General features: G+C 54.9%; 22 protein-coding genes. 9 read left to right on the top strand and 13 right to left on the bottom strand.

Annotated features, from left to right (window positions below; all coding sequences use genetic code 11):
* The first annotated feature begins 88 nt into the window (after positions 1-88).
* The 3 genes from CI601_RS03715 (at position 89) to CI601_RS03705 (ending at position 3106) form a co-directional block, all read left to right on the top strand.
* Entirely contained in the window at positions 89-1186 is a 1098-nt protein-coding gene (locus tag CI601_RS03715) for an ABC transporter substrate-binding protein (protein WP_183129738.1), read from the top strand.
* Positions 1183-1971 carry an ABC transporter permease gene (locus CI601_RS03710; protein WP_024627590.1) on the top strand — a complete coding sequence of 263 codons (789 nt, stop codon included), beginning with the start codon at positions 1183-1185 and terminating at the stop codon, positions 1969-1971. Before CI601_RS03715 ends, CI601_RS03710 begins: the two co-directional genes overlap by 4 nt.
* Before the next feature lie 178 nt (positions 1972-2149).
* Entirely contained in the window at positions 2150-3106 is a 957-nt protein-coding gene (locus tag CI601_RS03705) for a DUF805 domain-containing protein (RefSeq protein WP_183129737.1), read from the top strand.
* 59 nt (positions 3107-3165) lie between these two features.
* Here CI601_RS03705 and CI601_RS03700 read toward each other — a convergent pair whose 3' ends face one another.
* Together CI601_RS03700 and CI601_RS03695 are read right to left on the bottom strand one after the other, a co-directional pair.
* A complete protein-coding gene (locus tag CI601_RS03700) occupies positions 3166-4026 on the bottom strand; it encodes a hypothetical protein (protein WP_147437937.1) in 861 nt (286 codons plus the stop codon).
* Positions 4027-4107: 81 nt separating this feature from the next.
* Positions 4108-4764, bottom strand: coding sequence for a histidine phosphatase family protein (locus CI601_RS03695; protein WP_024627587.1), 657 nt, complete (start codon positions 4762-4764; stop codon positions 4108-4110).
* A 214-nt stretch (positions 4765-4978) separates the two neighbouring features.
* Here CI601_RS03695 and CI601_RS03690 point away from each other — a divergent pair, with 214 nt between their 5' ends.
* The 3 genes from CI601_RS03690 to CI601_RS03680 all read left to right on the top strand — a co-directional run bounded on the left by CI601_RS03690 (position 4979) and on the right by CI601_RS03680 (position 7357).
* A complete protein-coding gene (locus tag CI601_RS03690; RefSeq protein ID WP_121914343.1) occupies positions 4979-6316 on the top strand; it encodes an MFS transporter in 1338 nt (445 codons plus the stop codon).
* Positions 6317-6394: 78 nt separating this feature from the next.
* Positions 6395-6901: a GtrA family protein gene (locus tag CI601_RS03685; RefSeq protein WP_024627585.1), complete on the top strand. Its 507-nt coding sequence runs from the start codon at positions 6395-6397 to the stop codon at positions 6899-6901.
* Between the two features lie 108 nt (positions 6902-7009).
* On the top strand, positions 7010-7357 hold the full coding sequence (locus tag CI601_RS03680; RefSeq protein WP_121914342.1) for a phenylpyruvate tautomerase MIF-related protein: 348 nt from the start codon (positions 7010-7012) through the stop codon (positions 7355-7357).
* 122 nt (positions 7358-7479) lie between these two features.
* Here CI601_RS03680 and rplI read toward each other — a convergent pair whose 3' ends face one another.
* From rplI to rpsF, 4 genes are all read right to left on the bottom strand, one after another.
* Positions 7480-7929 carry a 50S ribosomal protein L9 gene (gene rplI / locus CI601_RS03675; RefSeq protein ID WP_024627583.1) on the bottom strand — a complete coding sequence of 150 codons (450 nt, stop codon included), beginning with the start codon at positions 7927-7929 and terminating at the stop codon, positions 7480-7482.
* A gap of 14 nt (positions 7930-7943) precedes the next feature.
* Positions 7944-8192, bottom strand: coding sequence for a 30S ribosomal protein S18 (gene rpsR, locus CI601_RS03670; RefSeq protein WP_015021310.1), 249 nt, complete (start codon positions 8190-8192; stop codon positions 7944-7946).
* A gap of 36 nt (positions 8193-8228) precedes the next feature.
* Positions 8229-8846 (bottom strand): single-stranded DNA-binding protein, encoded by a 618-nt coding sequence (locus CI601_RS03665; RefSeq protein ID WP_121914341.1) that lies wholly within the window; start codon positions 8844-8846, stop codon positions 8229-8231.
* A gap of 123 nt (positions 8847-8969) precedes the next feature.
* Complete coding sequence (gene rpsF, locus CI601_RS03660; protein WP_121914340.1) at positions 8970-9266, bottom strand: 30S ribosomal protein S6; 297 nt, start codon at positions 9264-9266, stop codon at positions 8970-8972.
* Between the two features lie 325 nt (positions 9267-9591).
* On the opposite strand from rpsF, the gene CI601_RS03655 reads away from it, so the two are divergent.
* Positions 9592-10620 carry a glycosyltransferase gene (locus CI601_RS03655; RefSeq protein ID WP_121914339.1) on the top strand — a complete coding sequence of 343 codons (1029 nt, stop codon included), beginning with the start codon at positions 9592-9594 and terminating at the stop codon, positions 10618-10620.
* A gap of 12 nt (positions 10621-10632) precedes the next feature.
* On the opposite strand, the gene CI601_RS03650 is transcribed toward CI601_RS03655, so the two are convergent.
* From CI601_RS03650 to rfbB, 6 genes are all read right to left on the bottom strand, one after another.
* Positions 10633-14724, bottom strand: a complete 4092-nt coding sequence (locus CI601_RS03650; protein WP_121914338.1) for a glycosyltransferase — start codon at positions 14722-14724, stop codon at positions 10633-10635.
* Positions 14725-14895: 171 nt separating this feature from the next.
* Positions 14896-16119 (bottom strand): ABC transporter ATP-binding protein, encoded by a 1224-nt coding sequence (locus CI601_RS03645; RefSeq protein WP_121914337.1) that lies wholly within the window; start codon positions 16117-16119, stop codon positions 14896-14898.
* Positions 16120-16947 carry an ABC transporter permease gene (locus tag CI601_RS03640; protein WP_121914336.1) on the bottom strand — a complete coding sequence of 276 codons (828 nt, stop codon included), beginning with the start codon at positions 16945-16947 and terminating at the stop codon, positions 16120-16122.
* Positions 16948-17010: 63 nt separating this feature from the next.
* Positions 17011-17910, bottom strand: coding sequence for a glucose-1-phosphate thymidylyltransferase RfbA (gene rfbA / locus CI601_RS03635; RefSeq protein WP_121914335.1), 900 nt, complete (start codon positions 17908-17910; stop codon positions 17011-17013).
* A 135-nt stretch (positions 17911-18045) separates the two neighbouring features.
* Positions 18046-19503 (bottom strand): bifunctional dTDP-4-dehydrorhamnose 3,5-epimerase family protein/NAD(P)-dependent oxidoreductase, encoded by a 1458-nt coding sequence (locus tag CI601_RS03630; RefSeq protein ID WP_121914334.1) that lies wholly within the window; start codon positions 19501-19503, stop codon positions 18046-18048.
* Between the two features lie 115 nt (positions 19504-19618).
* Positions 19619-20638, bottom strand: a complete 1020-nt coding sequence (gene rfbB, locus CI601_RS03625) for a dTDP-glucose 4,6-dehydratase (protein WP_045923906.1) — start codon at positions 20636-20638, stop codon at positions 19619-19621.
* A gap of 103 nt (positions 20639-20741) precedes the next feature.
* On the opposite strand from rfbB, the gene CI601_RS03620 reads away from it, so the two are divergent.
* Positions 20742-22145: a DUF2142 domain-containing protein gene (locus tag CI601_RS03620; protein ID WP_121914333.1), complete on the top strand. Its 1404-nt coding sequence runs from the start codon at positions 20742-20744 to the stop codon at positions 22143-22145.
* 94 nt (positions 22146-22239) lie between these two features.
* Positions 22240-23676 carry a DUF2142 domain-containing protein gene (locus CI601_RS03615; protein WP_147437936.1) on the top strand — a complete coding sequence of 479 codons (1437 nt, stop codon included), beginning with the start codon at positions 22240-22242 and terminating at the stop codon, positions 23674-23676.
* Positions 23677-23763: 87 nt separating this feature from the next.
* On the opposite strand, the gene CI601_RS03610 is transcribed toward CI601_RS03615, so the two are convergent.
* A complete protein-coding gene (locus tag CI601_RS03610; RefSeq protein ID WP_121914331.1) occupies positions 23764-24480 on the bottom strand; it encodes a glycosyltransferase family 2 protein in 717 nt (238 codons plus the stop codon).
* Positions 24481-24495: the final 15 nt, after the last annotated feature.

Genomic DNA, 24495 nt, shown 5'->3' with positions numbered 1-24495 from the left:
TCGTCGCGCGGGCTCCTCACCTTCCCGTAGCGGCCCCGATGCGGATGGGCACCAAGGGTGCCGGAGAGGCAAGGTGACAGTGATGAGCATGTCGAGGAACAGTAGCTTCCGGAGAGTTCCCGGCCACAAACTGATCGTGCGGGCGCTCGCCCTGGCAGCGGCGCTCTGCATGGCAGCTACGAGCGCAGCCTGCGGGGCCAAGGGGGCCGACGACAAGGCCGATGACGGCTCCAAACTGTCCTTCATGCTGGATTGGACGCCCAACACCAATCATGTGGGCATCTACGTGGCTCGGCACCTGGGCTACTTCGACAAGGCTGGCCTGAAGCTGACCATCCTGCCGACGGCCCAGGCAGGAGCCGAGACCTCCGTCCAGAACGGGGTCGCCGACGTAGGCTTCTCCAAGCTGAGCAACCTGGCCACCTTCAACTCCCAGGGAGCCGACCTGCGGCAGGTCTTCAACATAGGCCAGCATTCCGTGGCGCGTTGGTGCTCGCTGGCTTCGCGCACCGACATCCAGACACCCAAGGACTTCGACGGTAAGACCTTCGTCAGTTTCGGCTCGGCCGAGCAGACGGCCGTAGTCAAGCAGATGATCCGCTATGCAGGCGGCAAGGGCGACTTCAAGCGGGTGACCAGCGGCACCAACACCTTCGCCACCCTGACCAGCGGCAAGGGCGACTTCGCGGGTTTCTACGCCAATTGGGAGGGCGTGGAGAGCGAGCTCAAGGGCCCGGCCCTGCACTGCTTCACCCAGGCCGACTGGGGCGTGCCCGGCAACCCCGACCAGCTGGGCTTCGTTGTCAAGAATTCCTGGCTGCAGCAGGCCGGCCACCGTCACGCCCTGACGGCATTCGTCAAGGCCTGCCTGAAGGGCTATAACTACGCCCTGAGCCATCCCGACCAGGCGGCGGACATCCTGGTCAAGGAGACCAAGGGGTCTGCCATCGACCCAACCCTGGCCAAACGCTCCATGGAGAGCATCGTCAAGGAGGGGTACTGGGTTGACAGCCCGAATCAAAAGAGCATCAGCGGACTGATCAATGTCAAGGATGCCCAGGACTATCTGGACTTCCAGTTCAAAGCGGGCACCTACAAGGGTGCCAAGAAGGGCGATCCCAATAAAGCCCCTCAGGCTACTGACCTGTGGACCGATCGTTACGTTCGGGAAGCAGCCGGTCGATGAAGGTAGGGAAGCAGAGCAGAACTCGGGCGCTGCCTCCGACCCTCACTCTGCTGGCGCTCTTGATCATCTGGGAGCTGGCATCCCGCCTGGGCGGAGTCAGCGAACAGGCCCTACCGGCGCCCAGCCGAATCCTGGTTGCCACAGTGCAGTCCCGAGAGGATCTGCTGCCCGCCACCGCCATCACCGCCCTTGAAGGCCTGCTGGGCTTCCTCCTGGCCTCGGTCCTGGGAATAGTGGTCGGCCTGGCTCTCTACAGCTGGCGCACCCTGCATGATGCCCTCTACCCCTTGATCGCCGGCGCTCAGATGATCCCGCTGATCACCATCGCCCCCCTGTTCGTGATCTGGTTCGGGTTCGAACCCCTGGGCAAGGTGGTCATCGTGGCCGTTTTCGCGCTCTTCCCCATCGTGGTCCAGACCTACCGGGGGCTCAAGTCCGTGCCCCGCTTCTACCAGGACGTGGCGCTGAACTGCGGAGCAACCCGTACATGGACACTCTGGCACGTCAAACTGAGGGTGGCGGCCGGGCAGATCTTCGGCGGTCTGCGTATCAGCGCCGCCTATGTCTTCGCCACCGCGGCCACTTCGGAGTATCTGGGTGCCAGGAACGGCCTGGGCATATGGCTGCAGTCGGCCTTCAACTCCTTCAGAACCCCACTGATCTTCTCGGCCACCCTGGTCATCATCCTGCTGACCGCCCTCTTGCTGGGCCTGATCACCCTGACCGAGCGGCTACTGCTGGGCGATGCCGGCGATGATCATATGGTCAATCCGGACGACGAGTGAAGAGTACTGCGACAGCAATTACCTACCGAATCTGACGGCTTGGCCCAAGTAAGTGGGACGAGCCCCACATTCCCTTTACTATCCATGACTGGCCGGCAGAAAAACCGGCCTGCCATAATAGGGATATACGGAAAAGTCAGATTCCGGATATCAATCGAAGATGAGAGGGACGACATCCATGAACCATCCAGATGATACGAACAACGGGAACCAGCCCCCCAATGACCAGGGCTTCGCCAACGGCTGGCCCCAGAACAATCGCACAAAGGGAACCGATTCAGAACCCGCAGCCTACCCGAACCAGCCGCAACCAGACCAACCCGGCTATGCACAAGCAGCTTCTGACCAGAGCGACGTCTACCATCCAATCAGCGAAGCCCAAACACCTGTCAACGATTATCGCCAGGAACAGCCGCAGGGTCAACAGCCAGGCTACAACCAGCAACAGCCCTATGGTCAGCAATACTACGGACAGCAGCAGGCGCCTTACGGTCAAGATCCGAATCCCGGCCAGCCCAATGGCACAACCCCGTCAGCTGGCTATGCATCGAACAACTCTTATCAAGCACCCGAGGGTTGGACGCAGGCAGGCTACCAGCCCGGACCCCAAGTCCCGCAGTATCCGGCCTACCCCTATGCAAATGCCGGTTTCAACGGCGAGCCGCCACTGAACGCACCCTGGTACGGCATTGACTTCGTAAACGCCTGCAAGCGTTTCTTCGTCAAATACGCCGTCTTCTCCGGGAGGGCCTCCCGTGGGGAATTCTGGTGGGCTTTTCTCATGATCTTCCTCATCAACCTTGCGATTCCGATCATCACCTCAGAATCCATCTTTGCGGGACGGGTCGTGTCCTTCGTGGTCACCCTAGGACTTTTCATACCCAATCTGACCGTGAACATACGGCGACTTCATGACACCAATATGTCTGGCTTCTGGATACTCCTACCCTTCGTAAGCGAGCTGGTGGGTAGCATCCCTATGGTCTTCGCCATCGTGGCTATTGCAGACGGGCATCCAGGATCCGCCCTCTCTCTGCTTGGCTTGGGTGCATTGATCATGATTGCCGGAATTGTCGCCTGGGTCATTCTGCTGGCCCGGCCTAGCGATCCACGAGGAGCCCGTTTCGACCGCTGAATCCACCCTGCCCTTCGCCTTGACCGATGCCAAGACGAAGGGCTGACGGTCTTAAAATCTTAAAGCTCCACAGGAGGCTTATTGGGGTCCTCAGGCACATGGGCGAACTTGGCCTGCAGGGCTTCGCGACTCTTGCGTTCGTCATCCTCCTTGGCCTTGCGCTTGGCTTCCTCGGGGTCCCAGAGCACCTCCTGACGATGGTGGTCCCACTCAGCGCCCACCAGAGGGGCCAGCAGGTCAGCGAAAGCCTCGGGATCATCTAGTAATCCCAGGGCGCGGATGACATCCTCGTCAGACAGGAAGGCCCGGGGAATGCCCAGTCGCTCGTTGAGCTCATTGGCATAGACCAAAATTGGCGCGGCGGTCGCCGCATGGTCAGGGTCAGCACCTGCACGCTGAAGCAGATCACGGCAAATCATCAGGCTAGTGGCCAGGGCCCGGGCCACTCCCTCCTTGTCCTGCGGAGATTTGGGGGATGTGCCCTGGTCATCCACGGATTGCTCGGCCTTGGCCACGCCAGCAGCCACCTCCTGCTGCCGGGCCTGATCCCATCCACTGCCCAAGGTTTCAGCCAAATCCGCAAGCATCTTGGACTGGTCGCCCTGCGCCTGTGCGGCAGCCTCAATGGCATCGTTGGCCGCCATGAGTGCATCCACCAAATCCTGGGGACGGCCAGGGATATCCTCAGCGCCCTCATAGACGTATTCAGCGTCGGGGATGGTCACATCCTCTCCCGTCATCAGTTGCGCCAGCACCATGCTGATGCGCACCTGCAGATCCTCCGCATATTTGGCGTCGTTGGCCATATGCTCGGCATTCGTCAAGGGCCAAAGGTCCACCAGCCCGGCCCCCTGCTCAGCCGCCTGGGCCACGGAGGGCCGCCCGGCTACCGCCTCCGTGCTTGCCTGTACATCCACCATGATCATCACGCTCCTTCATCGGGTTCTCGGACAGTCATCCACGACAGCATCCTCAGCCATCCTAGGACGCTCAAGCGGTCTTCACACGCCTGCCGCCGGATCCGCATAGGTGATTCCCAGCACTTTACCGGTATCACAGTCCAGGGTAATGGAAGTCACCGATGCCAGGGCAGTGGCTCGAAGGAGCATATTGTGCTCGGGGTGACCAGTCTCCAAAAGATGACGGTACGACCAGATGGGCGACTCATGCGAGACAGCCAGGACCTGTGCGTCAGGATGGCTGCGGACCACCTGCCGGACGAAATCCCCCACTCGTCGGGCGATCTGCCGATAGGACTCCCCCCAGCTGGGACGGCGCAGATCCAGAATCAGCCGCAGGTTGGAGGGTCGCCAGAGGGCCCCCTGCCCGTGACCGATGCGCTTGCCGCGGAATTCGTTGCCAGCCTCGATCAGACGACGGTCGTAGATGGGCTCCAATGGTTTCAAGCCGTGATGGACACGAGCGGGGTTGATCTGCTCAAGCAGGATGGCCGTGGTCTCCCTGGTCCTGTCCAGCGGAGAGGAGTAAACGGCTTCCAGATCACGCATACCAGGAGCTTCGGCCATAAAGCGTGCCGTCGCCTCGACCATGGCCCTGCCTCTGTCAGATAAATGGAATCCCGGCAATCGCTCATAGAGAATATGATCGGGATTATCAACCTGGCCATGACGGACGAAGTGAATGGTCGTCGCAGGCACAACCTACCTCCCATGCTCCCCGGCGGGCCCCATAAGTGACCATAGCGGAGGATAGAATTACTACTATCCGAATGGCACCGATCAGGCGCCGATATGGTTACCACTGTAGCAGTCCCCCCAGTAGCCCCACATCCCTTCATGCGTCTGGAAGGCCCTGCGGAAAAACATGCTTCGGGACCGTGAAAACACCCAAGGAAAGCGAGACGAACAGCCCATGCCACGGCAATTGAAGGCGGCTTTGATCGAAGCCGGTCACAGGGTATTCGGAGGTTACTCGGCGCTCCTGCGACTGCCTCATACGGCGCGGTTCGCAGTGGGGTCGGTTATCGCCTCCATGCCCTTCCCCATGGTGGGCATGACCATCACCATCTCGGTGCAGCACTACTATGGCAGCTACTCCTTGGCCGGAGCCCTGACCGCCATCCAGGCCGTGGCACTGGCCCTGGTCAGCCCCATGCTGGGCAAGATGGTCGACAAGTTCGGCCAGCGACAGGTCTCCATCCCCACAGTTCTGGTATGGATCGTCGCAGCCACGGTTCTGATCACAGCCATCACCGCCCACGCTCCCACCTGGGTGCTCTACCTGGTCACCCCCTTCATGGCGGCCATTCCGCCCTGGGGAGCCATGAGCCGTAGCCGGTGGACGCATCTGCTGCGCGGCGACCACCGAGCCACCAACCAGGCCCTATCTCTGTCAGGGGTTTTCGACGAGGCCATGTGGGTAATCGGCAATCCCCTGGCCTCCATCCTGGCGGTCATCTCAGGCGTGCTGGCTTTCTCCTTCACCGGGATCTGCGTGCTGGTGGGAGCCTTTATGTTTCTCTCCTGCCGGGAAACCGAGCCGCCTTCGCAGACGGACATGGCCCGCGCCCAGGGCATCACCCGTAAGGAGTACCGGGAGCGGCAGGCTCAGCAGGTGGCACGTCTGCGGGACCAAGAGGGCGGTAACGGCCGTAGTGGCGCCTTCTGGAGCTCCGGCATGATCGCCGTCTGCGCCACCTGGTTCGGCCTGGGAGCCTTCCAGAGCGCCGCATCCATCTCCATCATCGCCTTCGCCACCGAGCAGGGGATGAAACAGATGACCGGGTTCGTCTTTGCCTGCTTCTCCTTCAGCTCCCTGGTCGGCGCCCTGCTTTACGGGGCCAAGAACTGGACAATCCCCCTCTGGAAGCGTTTCTACTTCTGCCTGCTGGTGGTCAACTTGGGCATCGGAACCTTCATGTTCGCCAGGAATCTGTGGACCATCATGATCATCTACCTGATCATCGGCGTCTGTCAGGCACCCACCTGGATCAACGGCAACCAGCTCATGCTCCACCTGGTGCCGCCCATCCGCTTCACCGAAGGCATGGCTTGGCTGAGCGCCATGAATTCGATCGGATCCTCGGCGGGTTCGGCTGTGGCAGGGCAGTTCATCGACCGTTACGGATCCCAAGGCGGGTTCGGGGTGGTCACTACTCTGGCTCTGACCTCGCTGGCCATCGCCTTTGTAGGCTTCCGCCAAATCCGCAACAGCACCGAGGACCCCATACTGACCGAGCTACCCGCCTGAGGGCGCAACGTAAGGCTTTTGCGCACAAGCGGCTCCCGCTACCCCGTGAGCACAGGATGAATGATTGAATGGGCTATCGTGCGTAGATTAATCGGACAGCTGCTCAAGTTCGGCATCGTGGGCGTCATAGCCTTCCTGATTGACATCGGCATCATGAACCTGCTGATCATGGGGCCGCACCTGAACAATGTCCTGGCAGGGGCCATCTCCTTCCTGATCTCCCTGGTCTTCAACTATCTCGCCAGCATGCGCTATGTCTTCAAACACCGGGAGGACATGGCCCGGTGGATGGAGATGGTAGTCTTCCTGGTCTCCTCGGTGATCGGCCTGGGGATCAACGAGGTGATCCTGTGGATGGGCACTGCCATGCTGCCGCCGGACGCCATCACCACCATGCACGCCCGTTACCTGCTCTACGCCAACATCGCCAAGATCACAGCCACCGTGGTGGTGGCCATCTGGAACTTCCTGATCCGCAAGTGGCTGCTGGACGCGCCAGCACCCGACAAGCCGGTCAACCCCCGTTCTGTGGCCCACCGTCTGGGGGCATGGTCCCTGAGTCATCGTCCCTTCGGCTGGCGCTAAGCCAGCCTGCCCGGTCGAGGCTACTATGGGACGGGAATAGTCAGCCATCCGGCATACGGATCGAGTCATCCTGATTGGTCATGCCGGACGGACCGGAAAGGAAGCACCATGCCCGTCATCCACACCCATGTAAGCACACCCATCACCGCCGAACAGCGCGAACGGATCAAGACCGCCTACGGCAAGGCCATCACCGCCGTCCCCGGAAAGTCCGAGGGCTGGCTCATGTGCCCCTTCGAGTCGGACATGCCCATCTACTTCGGGGGTAATGACAGCAAGCCTGCCGCCTATGTTGAGGTCAACGTCTTCGGCAGTGACGTACCCAAGTCTGCCTGGGAAAGCCTGACCAAGACCATCATGGACACATTGGAATCCGAGCTGTCCATTCCCAAGGACCGCACCTACATCCGCTATACGGCCACTACCGACTGGGGTTGGAACGGCGGCAATTTCTAGGCGAGTAATCCCCTGTAACGCATAAGGAGGCCTCCCCGCGCATATACCTGCTGCGGGAAGGCCTCCTGCTTAAGCCCAGATCCCTATTTCAAAAAGGATCGTTATGGGATAGGTCAGATTTACTACTCTGCGACGACCTTGACCGTGAAAGCGGCCGAAATCTCGGGGTGCAGGGCCACGGTGGCCGGGAACTCTCCGGTGGTCTTGATGGTCTCCACGGAGATGGAGCGGGGATCCACATCGGCCAGGGGGCGAAGAGCCTGGGCGATGGCATCATTGGAGATGCCGCCGAAGAGCTTGCCCGAATCGGACACCTTGGCTGCGATCTCGACGGTCTGGCCATCGATGGCGGTCTTGGCTGCCACGGCATCCTCACGGGTAGCCATGGACTTGGCCCGACGTGCCCGCTGCAGGGATTCAATCTGCGCAGCGGCGCCCTTGGACCAGGCGAAAGCCAGACCCTGGGGAATCAGAAAATTGCGCGCATAGCCGGGCTTGACCCCGACAACGTCGCCCTTATGACCCAGATCGGTCACGGTATCGGTCAGAATTACCTTGGTTTCCTTTGCCATAATCCGGACCTCCCTCAGCGACCGTTGGTGGCGTAAGGCAGCAGGGCCATCTCGCGGGCGTTCTTGATAGCCTTGGAGATCTCGCGCTGCTCCTGGACGGTGACACCGGTGATGCGGCGGGAACGGATCTTGCCGCGGTCAGAGATGAACTTGCGCAGCAGAGCCACATCCTTGTAATCGATGGTATGAATCTTGGCAGCCCTCAGAGGATTCGGCTTCTTCTTGAAGGGCTTGACCGGCGGTTGCGGCCTTTTACGTGACATTGGTACTCCTTAAATGAATGATGACGCTATGAAACTTCAGAACTCGGGATCGTCTCCAGAACCACCGAACTCGCCGGTGGACCCAAAGGATCCGAAGGAATCGCCGGATCCGGTCGATGACCAAGGATCCTGGGCTGGGGCCTGCTGGCTCTGCGCTGGCTGCTGACGACCCATAGGGGTCGATGCCGCGCCGGCGCCGCCCTGGTAGGATGCCCCACCCTGGTAGCCGCCGTTGTTGGATCCAGCGAAACCGCCGCGAGATCCTCCGCCACCGGTATTGGCGTTCCTGGTGACCTGAGCGGTGTTCCGTGTCAGTGCAGGTCCGATCTCATCCAGACGCAGCTCCACAACCGTGCGGTTGTTGCCCTCACGATCCTGATAAGAGCGCTGCACCAGACGACCCTGGGCGATCACCCTCATGCCCTTGGTCAGGCTGGCCTGAATGTTGGAAGCCATGGGACTGTAGGTGGAATCCCAAGCCGAGCAACGCATGAAGAGCGAATCGCCGTCCTCCCACTGCCCAGAGTTCCTGTTGAACTGTCTGGGCGTGGACGCGATGGTCAGGTTGGCCACCGTGCCTCCGTTGGAGGTCGTACGCACCTCCGGATCCGCAGTGAGATTGCCCACCACGGTGATGTATGTATCTCCCGCCATGTCACGACCTTTCCTCGGAATGAGGACTTGGGAATGGGCCTACTGGGGCGAATCCCGCACCCTTGGACCTTCGACGCGAGAACTGGAGGTCAGCCGACGCTTCGATGTCCTTTTGCTGTTTGCTTACTTGTCATCCTTACGAAGAATCTTGGTGCGGATGACGGACTCGTTCAGGTTGAGCACACGATCGAGCTCAGCGCTGACGGCAGGCTCGCAGGTGTATTCGACCACCACGTAGTTGCCTTCCTTGTGCTTGTCGATCTCGTAGGCCAGCTTGCGACGGCCCCAGACGTCGATGTTGTCGACAGAGCCGCCTTCCTTGGTGACCACCTCGAGATACTGGTCGGTCAGCTTCTTCAGCGAGCGCTCATCCATGGCCGGATCGGCAATGAACATCAATTCATACTTGTGCGCAGACATCACCCACCTCCTTTGGACTTACAGGTCACGGACCTTCCGTGACAGGAGGGTGTTTAAAGCCGGCGGACCGGCTTGTATGTAACGCCGGAACCACCAAACAATGTTTCTATAATATACCGCTAGCCGGACTGAACCATGGCAGGGATGCTGAACAAAAAATCATTTGCTTCACATCCCATTAGAAACCATCTGTCTACGATTTGCCGTTGCCGCTGTAAAACACAGACAAATCGGTATAGAGAAGGAGGAGGCTTACAAGCATTAAATACCGGTCGGTTCTCCGCACAGTACATGATCATGAGAAGGCTCCACTAGACTGGCTGCTATGACAGTTAGCCAAGACCTGGTATCCATCATCATCCCTGTATACAACTCGGCCCAGTACTTGCCATACTGCCTTGATTCCATCTGCGGGCAGACCTACCAACACCTGCAGATTATTCTCGTGGACGATGGATCCACAGACGGATCCAGCGACATTTGTGACCGATATGCGGCCCGAGATCATCGCATCCAGGTGATACACCAGGAAAACCAAGGCATCTCCATAGCCCAAAACGCAGGGCTTGATGCCAGCAAGGGCCGCTATTTGGCTTTTGCTGACAACGACGATGTCCTTGACAGGAGAAACATCGAGCTACTTCTCCACGCCCTGAAATCTACTGATGCCGACATGAGCAAAGCCAGATGGCAGCAATTTGGCTCTTCCCAAATGGGATTTATTGTCAATGAAGCTGCTCACGGTGCTGCTACACCCAGGAGCATCAAGGTTTTCACTAACCCCCTCAAGGCCTATCAAACCTATTTCTGCAAGAGTCTTCGGATCTTTATGGACATGACGGGCAAATCTGGTGAGGCAAGGTATTTCAACGAGGCCAATTGGTGCAGACTCTACAAAGCTGGGCTGTGGGAAGGCATCCGCTTCCCCCCCGGCCGCTATGCGCAGGACATCATGGTGGCTGGCCCGCTATACCGACGAATGTCTAAGGTAGCAGACATTGATACGGTTCTGTACTACTGGCTGCAGTCTCCCTCGTCCGTAACGCATGCCCTCCGCAGTATGAACTTCTACCGAGATAACGTCGCTGCAGGCCTGACAAATTTCAAACTAGCTCTTGACAATGGGATCACCCCTATGCGTAGCTACTACTCTATTTGGGATGGACTCCGGTCGGAAACCGCTGCAGCAGGGTCAGACCCGAAAAACCAGCAGAAACTGCGTCTAGACCGGAAGCGAGCCGATGCCCTCTTCCAGAGCATGGGGCTTTTCCAGAGAATCCGTTGCACCATCTCGACCTGGGTCAGGCATCTAGAAAAGCTGGTCTATGACGCCCGGATCAAAAATATGGCCTAGCCGGCTGGATGTTCAGTCCTCTCGGATCCAAAAGTTACCTGAAGTTCTGGAGAGATTGGGATTGTAGTAGGGGTCATTCTTGACTGCCTCCGCATGTCTGCTCCTGAATTCCTCAGATTCCCTTTCCAATCTCGCCCTTTTCTTTTTATCTTTGGCATCCTTCCCGCGAGTCACCGACTCGAAGTGATAGAGCTCGACCTCATGAGCCCAAACGTTGTCCCTGCCCAGCTCATCGTGGATTCGTGCGCAAAGGTCGACATCGTTATATGCGACTGCCAGAGTCTCATCAAATCCGGAAACAGCCTGGAAATCCTCGGATTTGACCATGCAGCATGCCGCCGTCATAGCGTAGTAGTTGACGTTCTCGATGAGTCTGCCGAAATAGCCAAGGTAGGTTCGTGGCGTGCCTACCATGATATGCCCGGCCACGCCTCCAAGCCCCAGAACAATACCAGCGTGCTGAATGGTGTTGATCGGATAATAGAGCTTGGCGCCAACCACTCCTATCCGTTGCAGCTGAGCGAAAGAGACCAAGCGCGTCATCCAGAGCGGGCTGATGACTTGAGTGTCGTCGTTAAGGAAGAGAAGGTACTTGCCCTTGGCCTCCTTGGCAGCCAGGTTGTTGATGCGGGAGAAGTTGAAGGGGATGTCGAGATCAAGCACCCTGAACCGATCCCCCAAGCGCTCCTTGTACCTGGCATACAGCTTTTTCATGGCCGGGTTGGTACTGCCGTTATCGGCAATGAGCACCTCATAGTTGGGGTACTTGGTTTTTTCGATCACCGAGTCCATGCACCGCTCGATGTTGTCATAGCCATTCTTGGTAGGGATAATCACTGACACAAGGTCGGCGTCGTGAATACCGTAGTGAACGTTGTAGCTGCCACTCGGACCGGCAGAGACCACCTCAGCGTCAATCCCCCTGCGTTCCATGGCCGAGCTGAGGGCGCGCAACCCCGCGTCCGAAGCGTAGTTCTTAGCACCGCCGCTAGAGGCAGTCGATGTGGGCAGAGTCCTCCAGTGGTAGAGGATCTTGGCTATGTGCTGGACTCTTGATGGCTCGGTATGCTCCATGAACCGCAGGAGCATGTCATAGTCCTGGGACCCCTCATATCCCACCCGGAAACCACCGATTTCATTAACGATGGATCTACGATAAACACCAAGATGACTGATGTAGTTGGTACTCAGGAGAAGATCAGGCTCATAGTCGGGCTTGAAGTGCGGGTCGAATCGATGACCCTGCTCGTCTTCCTTGTCCTCATCGCTGTAGACCAAGTCGGTTTCAGGCTTCTCGTTGAGTCGCTTGACCACTTCGAAGAAGGCCTGGGGAGGCAATTCATCATCGTTGTCAACCAGAGCCACGAACTCACCGGTTGCGATCTCGAGAGCCGAATTGGTCGCCCTCGATATATGCCCATTTTCCTCTCTGAATACGACCTTGATCCGGTCATCCTCTGCACTCATTTGCTTTAGGACTTCAGCTACACGGGGATCTGTGGAACAATCATCGGCCAGGCAAAGCTCCCAGTTGGAATAGTACTGGTTGCGGATGGAATCTATACAGGCTCGTAGCCACTGCGGCTCAACGTTGTAGACAGGCACCAGAACGGAGATCATGGGCCTGTATGTAAATCCATCAACCTTAGATTCAACAGCTGCTTTGTCATACTGCTCAGTACGCGCGATGAGCTTCCTGTATGCCGCCTTCTGCCGACGTGGCACTAGATATCGGTTGAAAATACGCCTGGCAAAACTACGTGGATGCCTGATGGCGGTAGCCCTTCTGAGCAGTACTTCGAACCTGGACACGGCTTGGGAACGGGGCACCTTCAAAGTCATGGAAACCTGCCCGGACGGCCCAGAGAAAACCAAGGCCGGATGCTCGGCACGGAAAGCCGCCAGCCCGTCCGGCAGACTGATCCGCAGCTTGAATCCAAGCTCGGAATTAATGGGCATGGCCTTGGCCATGTTCACATCCGGCCGAAGGATTCGCTTCACATCATTCAAGCGGGCATGCTTGCAGGGAGATATACCTACAGAAGCCGGCTCATGACCCTCCAGATCGGCTGCCCAACCCGTCACTGTGATAACGGAGGAATCCGATGAAACTAGTACCTGATCGATGGATCCCTCTACAGGAGCATGGTCCGGTTTCTCGGAGGGGAAGAAGGCCGAAGCGAAGGGATCCACAATGCCCTGGTGGGAAGCCAAGTACCGGTCCAGGTCTTCCTGGGGTATCTTCGCAGGGTTTTTCACCTGGTCAACGAAGAGGGAATATGGTTGCCAGAGGGTGGTAAGACCGCATTCCTCCTGCAACCTGACACAGTAGTCAATGCCTTGAAGACCGGAAGAAAGAGACTGATCGAACCCCTTTATCCTCTCAAAATCACGGCGACGAGTAAGCAGGCAATCCTCCGTGACGGCGAATATATCACGAGGCAGGAGATCACGGAAGTAGTATCCGATGCCCTGGTCCCAGTCTCCGCGCATCTCGAAAGGCTGGCCCGTCTTCATCGCTCGCAGGGTCACGCCCACATTCGCAACTCGTCCACGGTCATCCAGGATTTTGCCTCCGACAACCCCAACCTGATCGTCGCGAATATAGTTGACCATTTCGGTCAGCCAGTCCGCCCTCCTGGGGTTCTTCCCATCCAGGAAGACCAGAAGGTCCTCATCGCATTCTCGTGCTGCTGCGTCGAACCCGGCCTCGCCGACGGACACAAACCTCACCTGAGGGTAGTCTGTTTCGAGCTCAAGATCATGGAGCTTCTCACCCGTATACCCGGAAGCAATAACAGCCACCGAGGGCACTTCTCCATGGTAGTCGATCTTGTAGGTACCGAGGTTATCGAGCATGCGGACGCTGCCATCTATTCCCCGGCGCTTAAGGGCGGCTTCAAGTGCAGCCTTGCCTGCCTCATAGGCGTACATCTTGCTGCGGGGATCACCGGCCACTGAACTGGAGAGGGTCCTCCAGTGATACATGATCCGGGGAATGTGATGTACCTTCTGCGCCTGCTCGGTCGCCCTCAAGACGAAGTCATAATCCTGACTACCGTCGAAGGCGGAATCCAGATCTCCCACCTTCTGCAGCAGGTCCCTTGAGACGGTCACGAAGTGGGTGATGTAGTTATGGCCCAGCAGAAGGTGCGGCGAGAAATCAGGCTTGAAGAAGGGATCGAATCTGATCCCCCTCTCCGTGATTTTGTCCTCATCGGTATAGATGAAGTCAATTGATGGATCGGAGTTGATTGCCGAAACCACCTCATAGAGTGCGCTGGGAGCCAGCTCATCATCATTGTCCATGAAGCCGATGTACTGCCCCTTGGCCAGCTCTATCGCAGAGTTCGTGGCTGCAGCTATACCACCGTTTTCATCCCTGTACACAGTATGGATTCGGGAATCGCCGGCGGAGATTTCCTTCAGCAGGGTCCTCACCGACTCATCTGGAGAGTGGTCGTCGGCCAGACAGAGCTCCCAGTTCGGGTACCACTGGGCGGCCATGGACTCCACACACTTTCGCAACCACTGCTCATCCACGTTGTACACGGGAACCACTATGGAGATCAAGGGCTTATGAGCGAAGCCCTCTATGGCCTGCATGGCATACGCGGGATCAGTAACCTCATGAGTCCGTATCCATCGGTCATAGGACTTCTGCCGTTTAGTGACGGTCCTCTTCACACGCTTCACCAAGGATCTAAAGTTAGACGAGATAGAATCGTGGAGAAGACGGTAGCCGATTTGGCTCAAGCGCTGCTTCTTCCTGTCATTGCTGAGTCTACGCTCCAAACGGTCCAAGTCGATCCGAACCGGCCGTTCAGTACCGTTGATCATGAAAAGAAGTTTGAATGAATTCTTGCTGGAAGGCATTGCAGCGGTAAATCCAGGCCGGGCAGAAGATTCCAGATCGAAGACCGTGGCGATGTCTTTCCGGTCTTGCCGTTCAACGGTTACATCTTCATCTTTTGGGCGAATGCGTATTTCAGTCTTACGATAGGTATCTACAGCCCAGCCGGATACCGTTACGGTGCCGTCTATGGGGTTCCTCATCAGATCCTCGATGGCAACCTCATAATTTATGGCGCTATGAACGATCATCCTTTTTCTTCCTCGTTTTCGCACTATCATCAACAAGGCCACGTGTGGCTGACTTCTGAATATGTGTCACCGCTCCTTCTTGGAGCGGGATCAGATCCGAAATAGCAGATACATCCTAAGAAACTCCTAGCGATAAAACATGCGTATCCAACATGCGTTTGGAAGCCGTCATCAGGTTAGTTTCACACTGATTTTCGGGTGAGTCAAACTCTGATCGTAGAGCTTAGCCTTGCGAACCTGGAAGTGGTACACCGCTGATTGCTTGAGCAGAAGGTCGTCTCCCGAAGCAGCAGTGATGTTAACGTTATAATCACCTGAGGCCAGAACATTCTCGATCTTGAATATGATCTCATGACGACCCTTCGTGAAAGTGTCCTTGTCGGAATTAACCAGGTTCGAGGTAGCGAGAGCCACCCTGCCCTGCTGGTCTACCAGATTGATCTCGAAGACGCCATGTGGAACGTTCCTATCGCACTCGAAAGCAATCCTGATGATAAAGTTCTGGTTGATGTCGAGAAGTTGGGTGTTCTTCCCGTCGGCTGCGACTTGTATGTCTACCATCCGAACACCGTCACCTTGCTCCAGTCGGACCGCCTCATTATCTTTCTGAACTGCCTTCTGCTCCTTCTCAAGGAAGTAGTCGGAATAGGCACTGGCTACTTCGTCCGGCTCGCCGAACTTGGCAATGATGCCATCCTGTATCAGCATGGCTTTATTGCAGAACTGTCTAACATCGCCCATGGAATGGGTAACCAGTATAATCGTCTTCTTCTCGCGCTTGGCCTCAAAGAAATAATCCCGGCATTTCTTCTGAAAAGCCTCGTCCCCCACTGCCAGCACCTCATCCAGGACGAGAATGTCTCCCTGCGACTTGATGGCTACTGAGAAAGCCAACCGCACCTGCATGCCACTGGAGTAGTTCTTCAGCTTCTGCTCCATGAAGTCACCCAGCTCGGCGAAATCAACGATATCATCATACATATTGTCGATCTCCTCCCTGGTAAACCCGAGCATGGCACCGTTCAGATATACGTTTTCCCTACCCGTAAGCTCAGGATTGAAACCCACCCCCAGCTCGATGAAAGGCACCAGTTTCCCATTGACTTGAACCTTGCCGCTGTTGGGAGAGTATATGCGGGAGATAATCTTCAGAAGCGTGGACTTACCGGAACCGTTCTTGCCCACAATGCCAAAGAAATCGCCTTTCTTTATCTCAAAGGAAATATCCTTGAGCACGTGCTGGATGGTATACCCATTCTGTCGTCGAATGGTGTTGAAGACGAAGCCCTTAAGGCTGTTGGTCTTCTCATAAGGCAATTTAAAATCCTTTGACACATGGGATACCCTAAGCGCCACGTCATCAGGCAGATTATCGGTTTTATTGGAAAGTTTCATTTATACCAGCTCCGCGAAGTACTTGGATTTGACAGTAAAGAACCTCAAGCCCAACAGGAAGATCAGCAGGGAGAAGACAACAGGCCAGCAAGCGACGAAGAAATTGCTTGTCCATCCCCATAAGGTCGGATTGGCAGGGGATATCAGCACATGACGTGCATCCTGTACAATCTGGGCCATAGGGTTAAGCATGAGATCCAACTTGGCGAAAATAGGTCCGTACTGACCGGCCCTAGAAGAGATCATGCTTATTGGATAGATGATGGGTGTAGCATAAAAGCCGGCTTGGGTCACGACCTCCCAGATGGGGTTTAGATCGCGCAGGTTGACATAGAGCGCGCTGAGGAAGAAAGAAATCCCCAAGGCCAGCAGGTAGAGCTCAAAGACTATCGGCAGAATGAGTAGATTCGACCATGCCGGCCTGACTCCGTTGATCAGGGCGAAGACAATGACGACGATAAAATTGAAGCCGAAATTGATCAAGGCGCTCATTGACGAAGCAACGACTATCACATACTTGGAGAAGTGTATCTTCCGCAACAGATCTCCATGCCCCACAATCGAGAGCATACCGCCAGTGGTTGTTTCGTTAAAAAGGTTCCACAGAATGATGCCAAGCAAGAGGGCTACAGCGAAGTGCGGAACATCCGCTCCAAACCGCATGAAGCGCACGAAGACGACATACATAATGGCAAAGAGCATAAGGGGCTTGAGAACCGACCACAGGTACCCCAAGACTGATTCCTTATATCTCAGTTTGAAATCCGTGGAGACCATGGCCTTGAGCAGGAGCCAGTTCTTCTTGCTGAAAATCTCTAATATCTTCAATTTCCTCTCCTTGGTCGCACCCGACAAGGGAACCCGCGCCTGACGGCACGGATTCCTGAAACATCAGGCTTGATCCACATGCTTCTTGAAGATGATCTTGTTGTTGGCAACATCCAGCAGATGCTGTCCATATGGAGACTTGCCATACCTTTGACCTGCTTCTAGCAGCTCTTCACGGGTAATCCAGCCATTCTCGTAAGCCACCTCTTCCACAACGGCGATGGGCAGACCCTGGGCCCTCTGAACGGTTCTAACGAACTCCCCTGCCTCGTAGAGGGAATCCATGGTCCCCGTATCCAACCAGGCATAACCGCGCCCCAGAGTCTGAACGCGCAGGGATCCGTCTTGAAGGTAAAGACGATTCAGATCGGTGATTTCCAGTTCGCCACGTGCGGAAGGTTTGACCTGCTTGGCAAACTCAGTGACTCGCTCATCATAGAAGTAAAGTCCGGTAACCGCGTAGTTGCTGGCCGGATGCTCGGGCTTCTCCTCGATGCTGACGACCTTGTTGTCTTTGTCGAATTCGACTACGCCATACCTCTGTGGATCGTCCACATAATAGCCGAACACCGTTGCCCCATGCTGGGTGCCCGCCGCATTCCGCAGAGTACGGCCAAGACCGTTCCCATAGAAAATATTGTCGCCAAGCACTAAAGCGCAAGGTTCGCCAGCGATGAAATCCTCGCCCAGGATGAATGCCTGGGCCAGACCATCCGGGCTGGGCTGGATCTTGTAGGATAGGCTGATGCCATACCGGCTCCCATCGCCCAAGAGACGCTGGAAATTGCCGATATCCATTGGCGTTGAGATGATCAGTATCTCATTGATGCCTGCCATCATAAGCACGCTCAGTGGGTAATAGATCATAGGCTTGTCATACACCGGAAGCAGCTGCTTGGAAGTGACGGTGGTCAGCGGATACAGCCGCGTGCCCGAACCGCCTGCAAGAATGATGCCTCTCATTACGTGACGCCTTTCTCATGACTTTTACATCCGTGTCAAACTTAAGATAGCTTACTGCCGGTCGCCAGCAGGAATTGATGAGTGACAAAATCTCTGCGGTTCCCCCGCATAGCGGTCGGGTCGGAAGCTGACCACTCAGCGGGAGTCAATAATGGATTGGACGTAATCCTCCAGGGCGCCCTCCCAATTTCCGGGATGGAAGCCGACGGCTCTGATTTTATCCAGAGAGAGGGCACTGTTGGTCGGACGCGGGGAAATAGGGCCGGTGGCTCCCGCATAGTAGTCCTCGGTCGATACCGGTTTCACCTTGTCGCCGTTGCCATTGGTCTGCTCGAAGACGCGACTTGCAATTTCGGCCCAGGAGGCGATGGACCCCGAGCCGGTCAGGTTGTAGGTACCGTATGGCGCCCGCGAATCCAGGAGGTGGAAGATAGCTGCGGCCATATCATCGGTGAAGGTCAGCCTGCCAACTTGGTCGTCCACGACGGTAACCAAGTCGAGACCGTCATCAGGATTAGCCACTCGGTCGGAAAGCCCCATCATGGTCTTGACGAAATTATGCCCCTGACCAATCACCCAACTGGAACGGAGAATGTAATGGCGAGATATATTCGAAACCGCTATGTCCCCCGCGGCCTTGGTCTGACCGTACACGCCGAGAGGGGCGAAAGGCTCGGACTCAGTGTGTTCCTTCTGATGCCCGTCGAAAACGTAATCACTGGAGACATGCACCAAGGTCATGTTGTGTTCTTCCGCGACCTTGGCCAGCATTGCCGGACCTACGGCGTTGGACTTCCAAGCATCCTGCCGCCCCTGGTCCGTTTCAGCCATATCGACTGCAGTATAGGCACCGGCATTGATGATGGTGCCGTACAGACTCCAGTCAAACCGGTCGTAAGCCTCAGGATCGGAGAAATCGAAGTCCTCGATGTTCGTGAATTCGAACCCTTGAAGATCGTGGTCCTGCACATACTGACGGATGGCCTGCCCCAGCTGGCCGCTAGCACCGGTCACCAGGGTTCGGCGCGGAGCCATGGGCTTGGCCTGGGCCAGCATGGGGTGGTTCTTATCCGCTTCACTCAGTTCGCACTGATCAAGCGGTATGGGCCACTCAATGCCTAGCCGGGGGTCAGCGAGGTTGACGAAGGTATAGGTCTTCTTCTGCTCCAGGGACCAGTGGGCGTTGACCAGATAGGTGTAGACTGTATTATCGGCCAGGGCCTGGAAACTGTTGCCCACTCCCCTAGGTACATAGATGGCCTTGGAGGGATCCAGCCGGGTGGTGAACACCTGTCCGAACCCTTCGCCTGGGCGGAGGTCTACCCAGGCACCGAAAATCTCACCGCTCCCGATGGAAATGAACTTGTCCCAGGGCTCGGCATGGATACCGCGAGTAACGCCACGACTGGCATTGAAGCTGATGTTGTTTTGTACCGGGTGGAAATCAGGCAGACCGAGTTCCGTCATCTTGGCCCGTTGCCAGTTCTCCTTGAACCAGCCTCGGTTGTCTCCGTGCACTGGCAGGTCAAAGACCAAAAGCCCGGGAATGTTGGTCTTGGTGACCTTCAACACTTTTTCGAAATCAAAAGACATGGTTACTATTTAGTCACTTTCTTACGGGATCGATCATCTTTCATCACTAGGGGAAGCGGATAACGCTCGAGCAACGCAGAAAGCAACTTCGCATCCCGACGCGTTGTCCTCACGGTCACTGTCCGTTGCGACGATATTTCTCTTCGGTGGCTGCCTTAGCGGGCTCCCACCAATCCCGGTTATTCCTATACCAATCTATTGTCTGCTCTAAGCCACTTTCAAAATCTGTATGCACAGGCTTCCACCCAAGCTCGGTACGAAGCTTGGTGGAGTCAATTGCATAACGGCGGTCATGCCCCGGGCGATCCTTGACTTTGTCGAAGGCATCCTCAGGCTGGCCCATTACCCTAAGGATGTCGCGGAGAACATTGATGTTGTTGCGTTCCCCGTCTGCTCCAATCAAGTAGGTCTCCCCCAGACGACCCTTGGTCAGAATAGTCCAGACAGCACTTGAATGGTCTTCGGTATGAATCCAATCCCTGACGTTGAGACCGTCGCCGTAGAGTTTTGGGCGAATTCCATCCAGAATATTGGTGATCTGACGGGGAATGAACTTCTCCACGTGCTGGTAAGGACCGTAGTTGTTGCTGCAGTTGGAAATGGTCATTCGAACCCCAAAGGTTCTGTACCAGGCACGGACCAGAAGATCCGAAGAAGCTTTCGTTGACGAATATGGGCTTGAAGGACGATAGGGTGTCTCTTCTGTGAACCTAGATGGATCATCAAGGGCCAGGTCGCCATAAACTTCGTCTGTGCTCACATGATGATAACGGACATCGTACTTGCGAGCAGCTTCGAGAAGCCTAAAAGTACCCACAACATTTGTCTGTACAAAGGGTTCGGGATTCATTATCGAGTTGTCGTTATGGGACTCTGCAGCATAATGCACGATAGCATCATGGTCGGGTACGATTTTATTTAACAGTTCTTCATCGCAGATATTGCCATGAACAAACTCGACCCTGTCTTTCGGTAGCCCCTCTATATTCTTTAGGTTGCCGGCATAGGTAAGCGCATCCAATACGGTGACGTGCACATCAGGATGATGATCAACTACATAGTGAACAAAGTTGGAGCCGATAAATCCACAGCCGCCGGTCACAAGGATGTTACTGGGTGAAAAGAAATCTGCCATGCGAACTATTATACGATAATGCTACTTCCTTTTTTAGGTGTGCTAATGTACCTCTGTTGTATTCAGCTACGAGCCTCTATGGCCGCTAAGCAAGGGGGCCTGCGTGAAACTGCAAGCTAAACGATTGAACAGTCACAGCACCTTTGCGGTATTGTTCTTCCTCATTATTTCTATATTCGAGGGCATGGTCTTTCTGACCAATGTCGGAGCCCTGACCCTGCCAGACGGTGACATGCATGCCAACGCCTCGTATGCCATGGCAACCGGGCAAATAATGAATTTGCCAGAGCGCCATACGGACGGATTCGGAAACACAATAAAGCGCCAGCATATTTCAGGTGACTCCCGATTCCTCCACAACAAGGGCATGAACAACGCGTTAGTGATGGACATCATCGGTGACCCCATGGCCACTGACCCTTACATAGGTAATCAACGCTTGGCCGATCAGAGGCCGCCTGCCCAAGTCACTCTCCCTGACAAGACATTTCCTTCGCGTGCAAACCAATACTTCCCTCTGGTCTACTTGCCACAGGGGATAGGTGTATGGATCGGACTCCACACGGGCCTTAGTCCCTACAACGTCTGGCAATGCGGGAGAATAGCAAATTTTGCCTTCTACCTCTTCCTAATCAGCCTGGCCATCATAATGATTCCCAAAGGGAAGTATCTCATAGCCATACTGAGTTCGCTATATCCAACCATATTCATAGCATCCAGCCTCATGGCAGATGCCATGTTCATCAGTATCTGTACATGCTTCATCGCCTATTTCTTCTCCCTCTCAACCCGTGATAGACCTGTAACCCGAGGTCAGATGGGAATCCTTATAGGACTAGCCGTTTGCCTTTTCTTATTTAAGACGGTGTACGTAGCACTGGCTCTGTTAGTATGGGCCCTGCCCATGTCACTAATGACAACGAAACGCAAGGCCACATTCACAGGCATATCAGCCCTGATTGCACTCCCGATTTATGGCTTGTGGAGTTCGTTCTATCAGAATGTACCGGCAATCACCAGTATTGCCGACAACACCCATTTCATGTTCAAGCACCCCTTAAAGGTCATATTCACTATTTTTTGGAATCTCATGGAATTTCCTATAAAACTCATGAAAATTGGTCCAACCGCCTTGGTCCCGACACTCCTCGCACTGACGGCTTGGATCATTCTGCTCACATCCAACAGGTTTGTGGTAGAGGATCAAAACTCTCCGTCCACTTCCATACGTCGATATCGGTACGTCTGGGTTTCCTTCGTTGCATTCTTCTGCGCGGCTTTCCTGGTCTTCCTCTTCGTTGATCTCACCTGGAACGATATGACTGTCATGAGGACCGTCCATGCGATACAGGGATTTCAGGGGAGGTACCTCACCCCGCTTCTACCTCTCATGACTAGCATTTGCTTCTTCCCGCCCGAGAAGACGGCAACCGCCCAAGCTCAACATACAGCGATCAATTCTATTGAGGAAACTTCCAATGTAGAGAATTCTTCTCCAATGCCATAGCTATAGTTCTCGGCATCGGTATTGCCTACTTTTATCGTCCAGCATCAGCTCATACGCATTATCTTCTAACATATCTATCGGCAGGAGTCCAAACGTGGGAAAGCAACCAATAAGAGCCCTAAAAAAAAGTATGGGGGCCATCCTGTTCTTTCTTGTATTCGCCCTGCTCCAAGGCAGCTTCTACATCACGACAATGGGTGCGCTGTCCTTTCCCGACCCAAATATTCATGCCTATGCCTCGTATGCCGCTGCCACGGGACAGATTCTCAACAAACCCGATTTACAGATAGATAACTATGGTAATACGATCAGAATCCAGCAGCTCCACGGCGATTCCCGTTTTCTGAACCTTCAAGGATGCCAGAGTGCATTAGTAGTGACTCTTCTAAATCAGACATCGGACTATGATCCCACAATCGAGGCTCAAAAAACTGTTAATAACTCAGCACCAAGCAAGGAAATCACCACGGATTCCCTTAAGCTCGCGAACCGCTCCAATCAATATTTCCCTGCGATATTTCTGCCGCAGGCCATGGGCATCTGGGTAGGCTTGCATACGCATCAACCCCCTTACCGGACTTGGCAATTAGGTAGGTTGAGCAACCTGTTGGTTTACATCATCCTGTTCTGCCTGGCCATTACTATAGTCCCGAGGGGAAAAATATTCTTAGCTATCATTGGTGCTCTGCCACATGGCATGTTCATCGCATCAAGCCTCATGGCAGATTCTCTTTTCATCAGCCTCTGCGCTGTATTCATCGCCCTCTTCATGGCTGTTACCACACGTAACCAGCCAGCCACGAGGAAGGAGATGATAGCCATGTCGGCGCTGACAGTGCTCTTGTTTATGTGCAAAACAGTCTATGCAAGTCTGGCTATATTGATTCTCGTCCTACCTCGACGGATTCTCTCGGCCAAACGGAAGGCTCTTTATTTGGGTTTCTCCTCCCTCATAATTCTAGCAGTGTATGGTACCTGGTCTTCCTTGTACTCAACGGTTTGGGCTGAAGCTTCCGTCTCTCAGAATTTAGTCTTCATGCTTCGCCACCCATTCAGGATGTTCATAGCTGTGGCGTGGAACTTCATGAGAGAATCCATGCAGCTGCTGAGACTAGGTGCTCCCTCAATCCTCCTGGTAGTCATAATTGGGCTGGCCTTGGTATTGCTCATCCGCAACTCCCCCCGACCCCAATACAAAGTTACTTCGGCCCGAGAATTTATAAGTCTTTATCGATACCAGATCACCTCGGCTTTGGTTTTCCTCATCCTTATCTATATGGTCTATGCATCAATGATGCTCACTTGGAATACACTGCCGCTGATGAGGATTGGTGATTACATCAAGGGAATTCAGTTCAGGTACTTTGAACCTTTCCTTCCCCTCCTGGTCAGCATAGTCTTCCATGCCTCTGGAGAAGACATTAGCGTAACAAAAGAATCCGAAGCAGAATCCACTAAGTCACAGCCGCCGGAAATAAAGGATACAGGAGAGGAAACTAGGAAGAAAAGTCACAATACTGAGGCGATCTAAAATAATAACCCAAGGTGTCCTGCTTCGTAGAAGTAGAAGATTGTGTCCTATAATTTTGATGTAGATATGAGTAGTTACATTACAGTTTTAATCGGCAGATTGGATACTTTCACGCTGAGTAAAGCGGTTTTTGAAGATCCATTTCAGATGACCCAGCCCGGTTTTTACGTATGATTGTTTCGTCTCTCCAAGCCTAGTTCGCTGAGTAACTTTGATTTCACCGGAACGATCGCCCAGATATTTATGAGCATTAAGTTTGATCTGGGGAGAAAGGTTCCAGTCGCCCTCCGTCAAATGCAGGAAAGGGACAGCACTACGTTCGAATACCCACATCCCAGACAGAGAGTCATGAATGATGATTGCATAAAGAAAGAAAATTTCAAGGTTCAGGACTTTCACCCCCAGCTGCAGGGTGAAAGGAATGTTTTTATCTGGATACCGTGAGCAAGAGGCAAAGACCAGACTACGGTCTTTCATAATACCTAAGATACGCGGAAGATCTTCGATAGGATAAGTGCCGTCGGAATCTGCACACACGATAATCGAACTCTTGGCCCTGCTGATTCCAGTCATATGAGCAAACCCGTAACCGATTCCAGAGACTACACGATCATCAACAATCAAATGGAAACGTGGATACAAGCTTTCAAGCTGCCGACCTATTGCAACCGTATTATCAGTGGATTTATTGCTGACGCAGATTATCTCGTCGTAGAAATCGGGAATAGCGGCGACCATCCGGGCCAGGTGCTTTGCCTCATTACGGCATGGCATGACCAGAGATATTGTCAAACCGTAAAGCATCGCTTGTTACTCCTT

This window comes from Bifidobacterium sp. wkB344, from assembly GCF_003688305.1.
Taxonomy (GTDB): domain Bacteria; phylum Actinomycetota; class Actinomycetes; order Actinomycetales; family Bifidobacteriaceae; genus Bombiscardovia; species Bombiscardovia mizhiensis.
Note: the sequence above shows the minus strand (reverse complement) of the source record. Positions and strands in the feature narration are given on the sequence as shown.

What these genes read in the sequence shown, in the direction of transcription:
- CI601_RS03680 (WP_121914342.1), top strand. Translation starts at nt 7,010, where the DNA reads ATGCCCGTCATCCACACCCATGTAAGCACACCCATCACCGCCGAACAG.
- CI601_RS03665 (WP_121914341.1), bottom strand. Translation starts at nt 8,846, where the DNA reads ATGGCGGGAGATACATACATCACCGTGGTGGGCAATCTCACTGCGGAT.
- rfbA (WP_121914335.1), bottom strand. Translation starts at nt 17,910, where the DNA reads ATGAGAGGCATCATTCTTGCAGGCGGTTCGGGCACGCGGCTGTATCCG.
- CI601_RS03645 (WP_121914337.1), bottom strand. Translation starts at nt 16,119, where the DNA reads ATGAAACTTTCCAATAAAACCGATAATCTGCCTGATGACGTGGCGCTT.
- CI601_RS03715 (WP_183129738.1), top strand. Translation starts at nt 89, where the DNA reads ATGTCGAGGAACAGTAGCTTCCGGAGAGTTCCCGGCCACAAACTGATC.
- CI601_RS03655 (WP_121914339.1), top strand. Translation starts at nt 9,592, where the DNA reads ATGACAGTTAGCCAAGACCTGGTATCCATCATCATCCCTGTATACAAC.
- CI601_RS03630 (WP_121914334.1), bottom strand. Translation starts at nt 19,503, where the DNA reads ATGTCTTTTGATTTCGAAAAAGTGTTGAAGGTCACCAAGACCAACATT.
- rpsF (WP_121914340.1), bottom strand. Translation starts at nt 9,266, where the DNA reads ATGTCTGCGCACAAGTATGAATTGATGTTCATTGCCGATCCGGCCATG.
- CI601_RS03610 (WP_121914331.1), bottom strand. Translation starts at nt 24,480, where the DNA reads ATGCTTTACGGTTTGACAATATCTCTGGTCATGCCATGCCGTAATGAG.
- CI601_RS03690 (WP_121914343.1), top strand. Translation starts at nt 4,979, where the DNA reads ATGCCACGGCAATTGAAGGCGGCTTTGATCGAAGCCGGTCACAGGGTA.
- rfbB (WP_045923906.1), bottom strand. Translation starts at nt 20,638, where the DNA reads ATGGCAGATTTCTTTTCACCCAGTAACATCCTTGTGACCGGCGGCTGT.
- rplI (WP_024627583.1), bottom strand. Translation starts at nt 7,929, where the DNA reads ATGGCAAAGGAAACCAAGGTAATTCTGACCGATACCGTGACCGATCTG.
- CI601_RS03700 (WP_147437937.1), bottom strand. Translation starts at nt 4,026, where the DNA reads ATGGTGGATGTACAGGCAAGCACGGAGGCGGTAGCCGGGCGGCCCTCC.
- CI601_RS03710 (WP_024627590.1), top strand. Translation starts at nt 1,183, where the DNA reads ATGAAGGTAGGGAAGCAGAGCAGAACTCGGGCGCTGCCTCCGACCCTC.
- CI601_RS03650 (WP_121914338.1), bottom strand. Translation starts at nt 14,724, where the DNA reads ATGATCGTTCATAGCGCCATAAATTATGAGGTTGCCATCGAGGATCTG.
- CI601_RS03705 (WP_183129737.1), top strand. Translation starts at nt 2,150, where the DNA reads ATGAACCATCCAGATGATACGAACAACGGGAACCAGCCCCCCAATGAC.
- rpsR (WP_015021310.1), bottom strand. Translation starts at nt 8,192, where the DNA reads ATGTCACGTAAAAGGCCGCAACCGCCGGTCAAGCCCTTCAAGAAGAAG.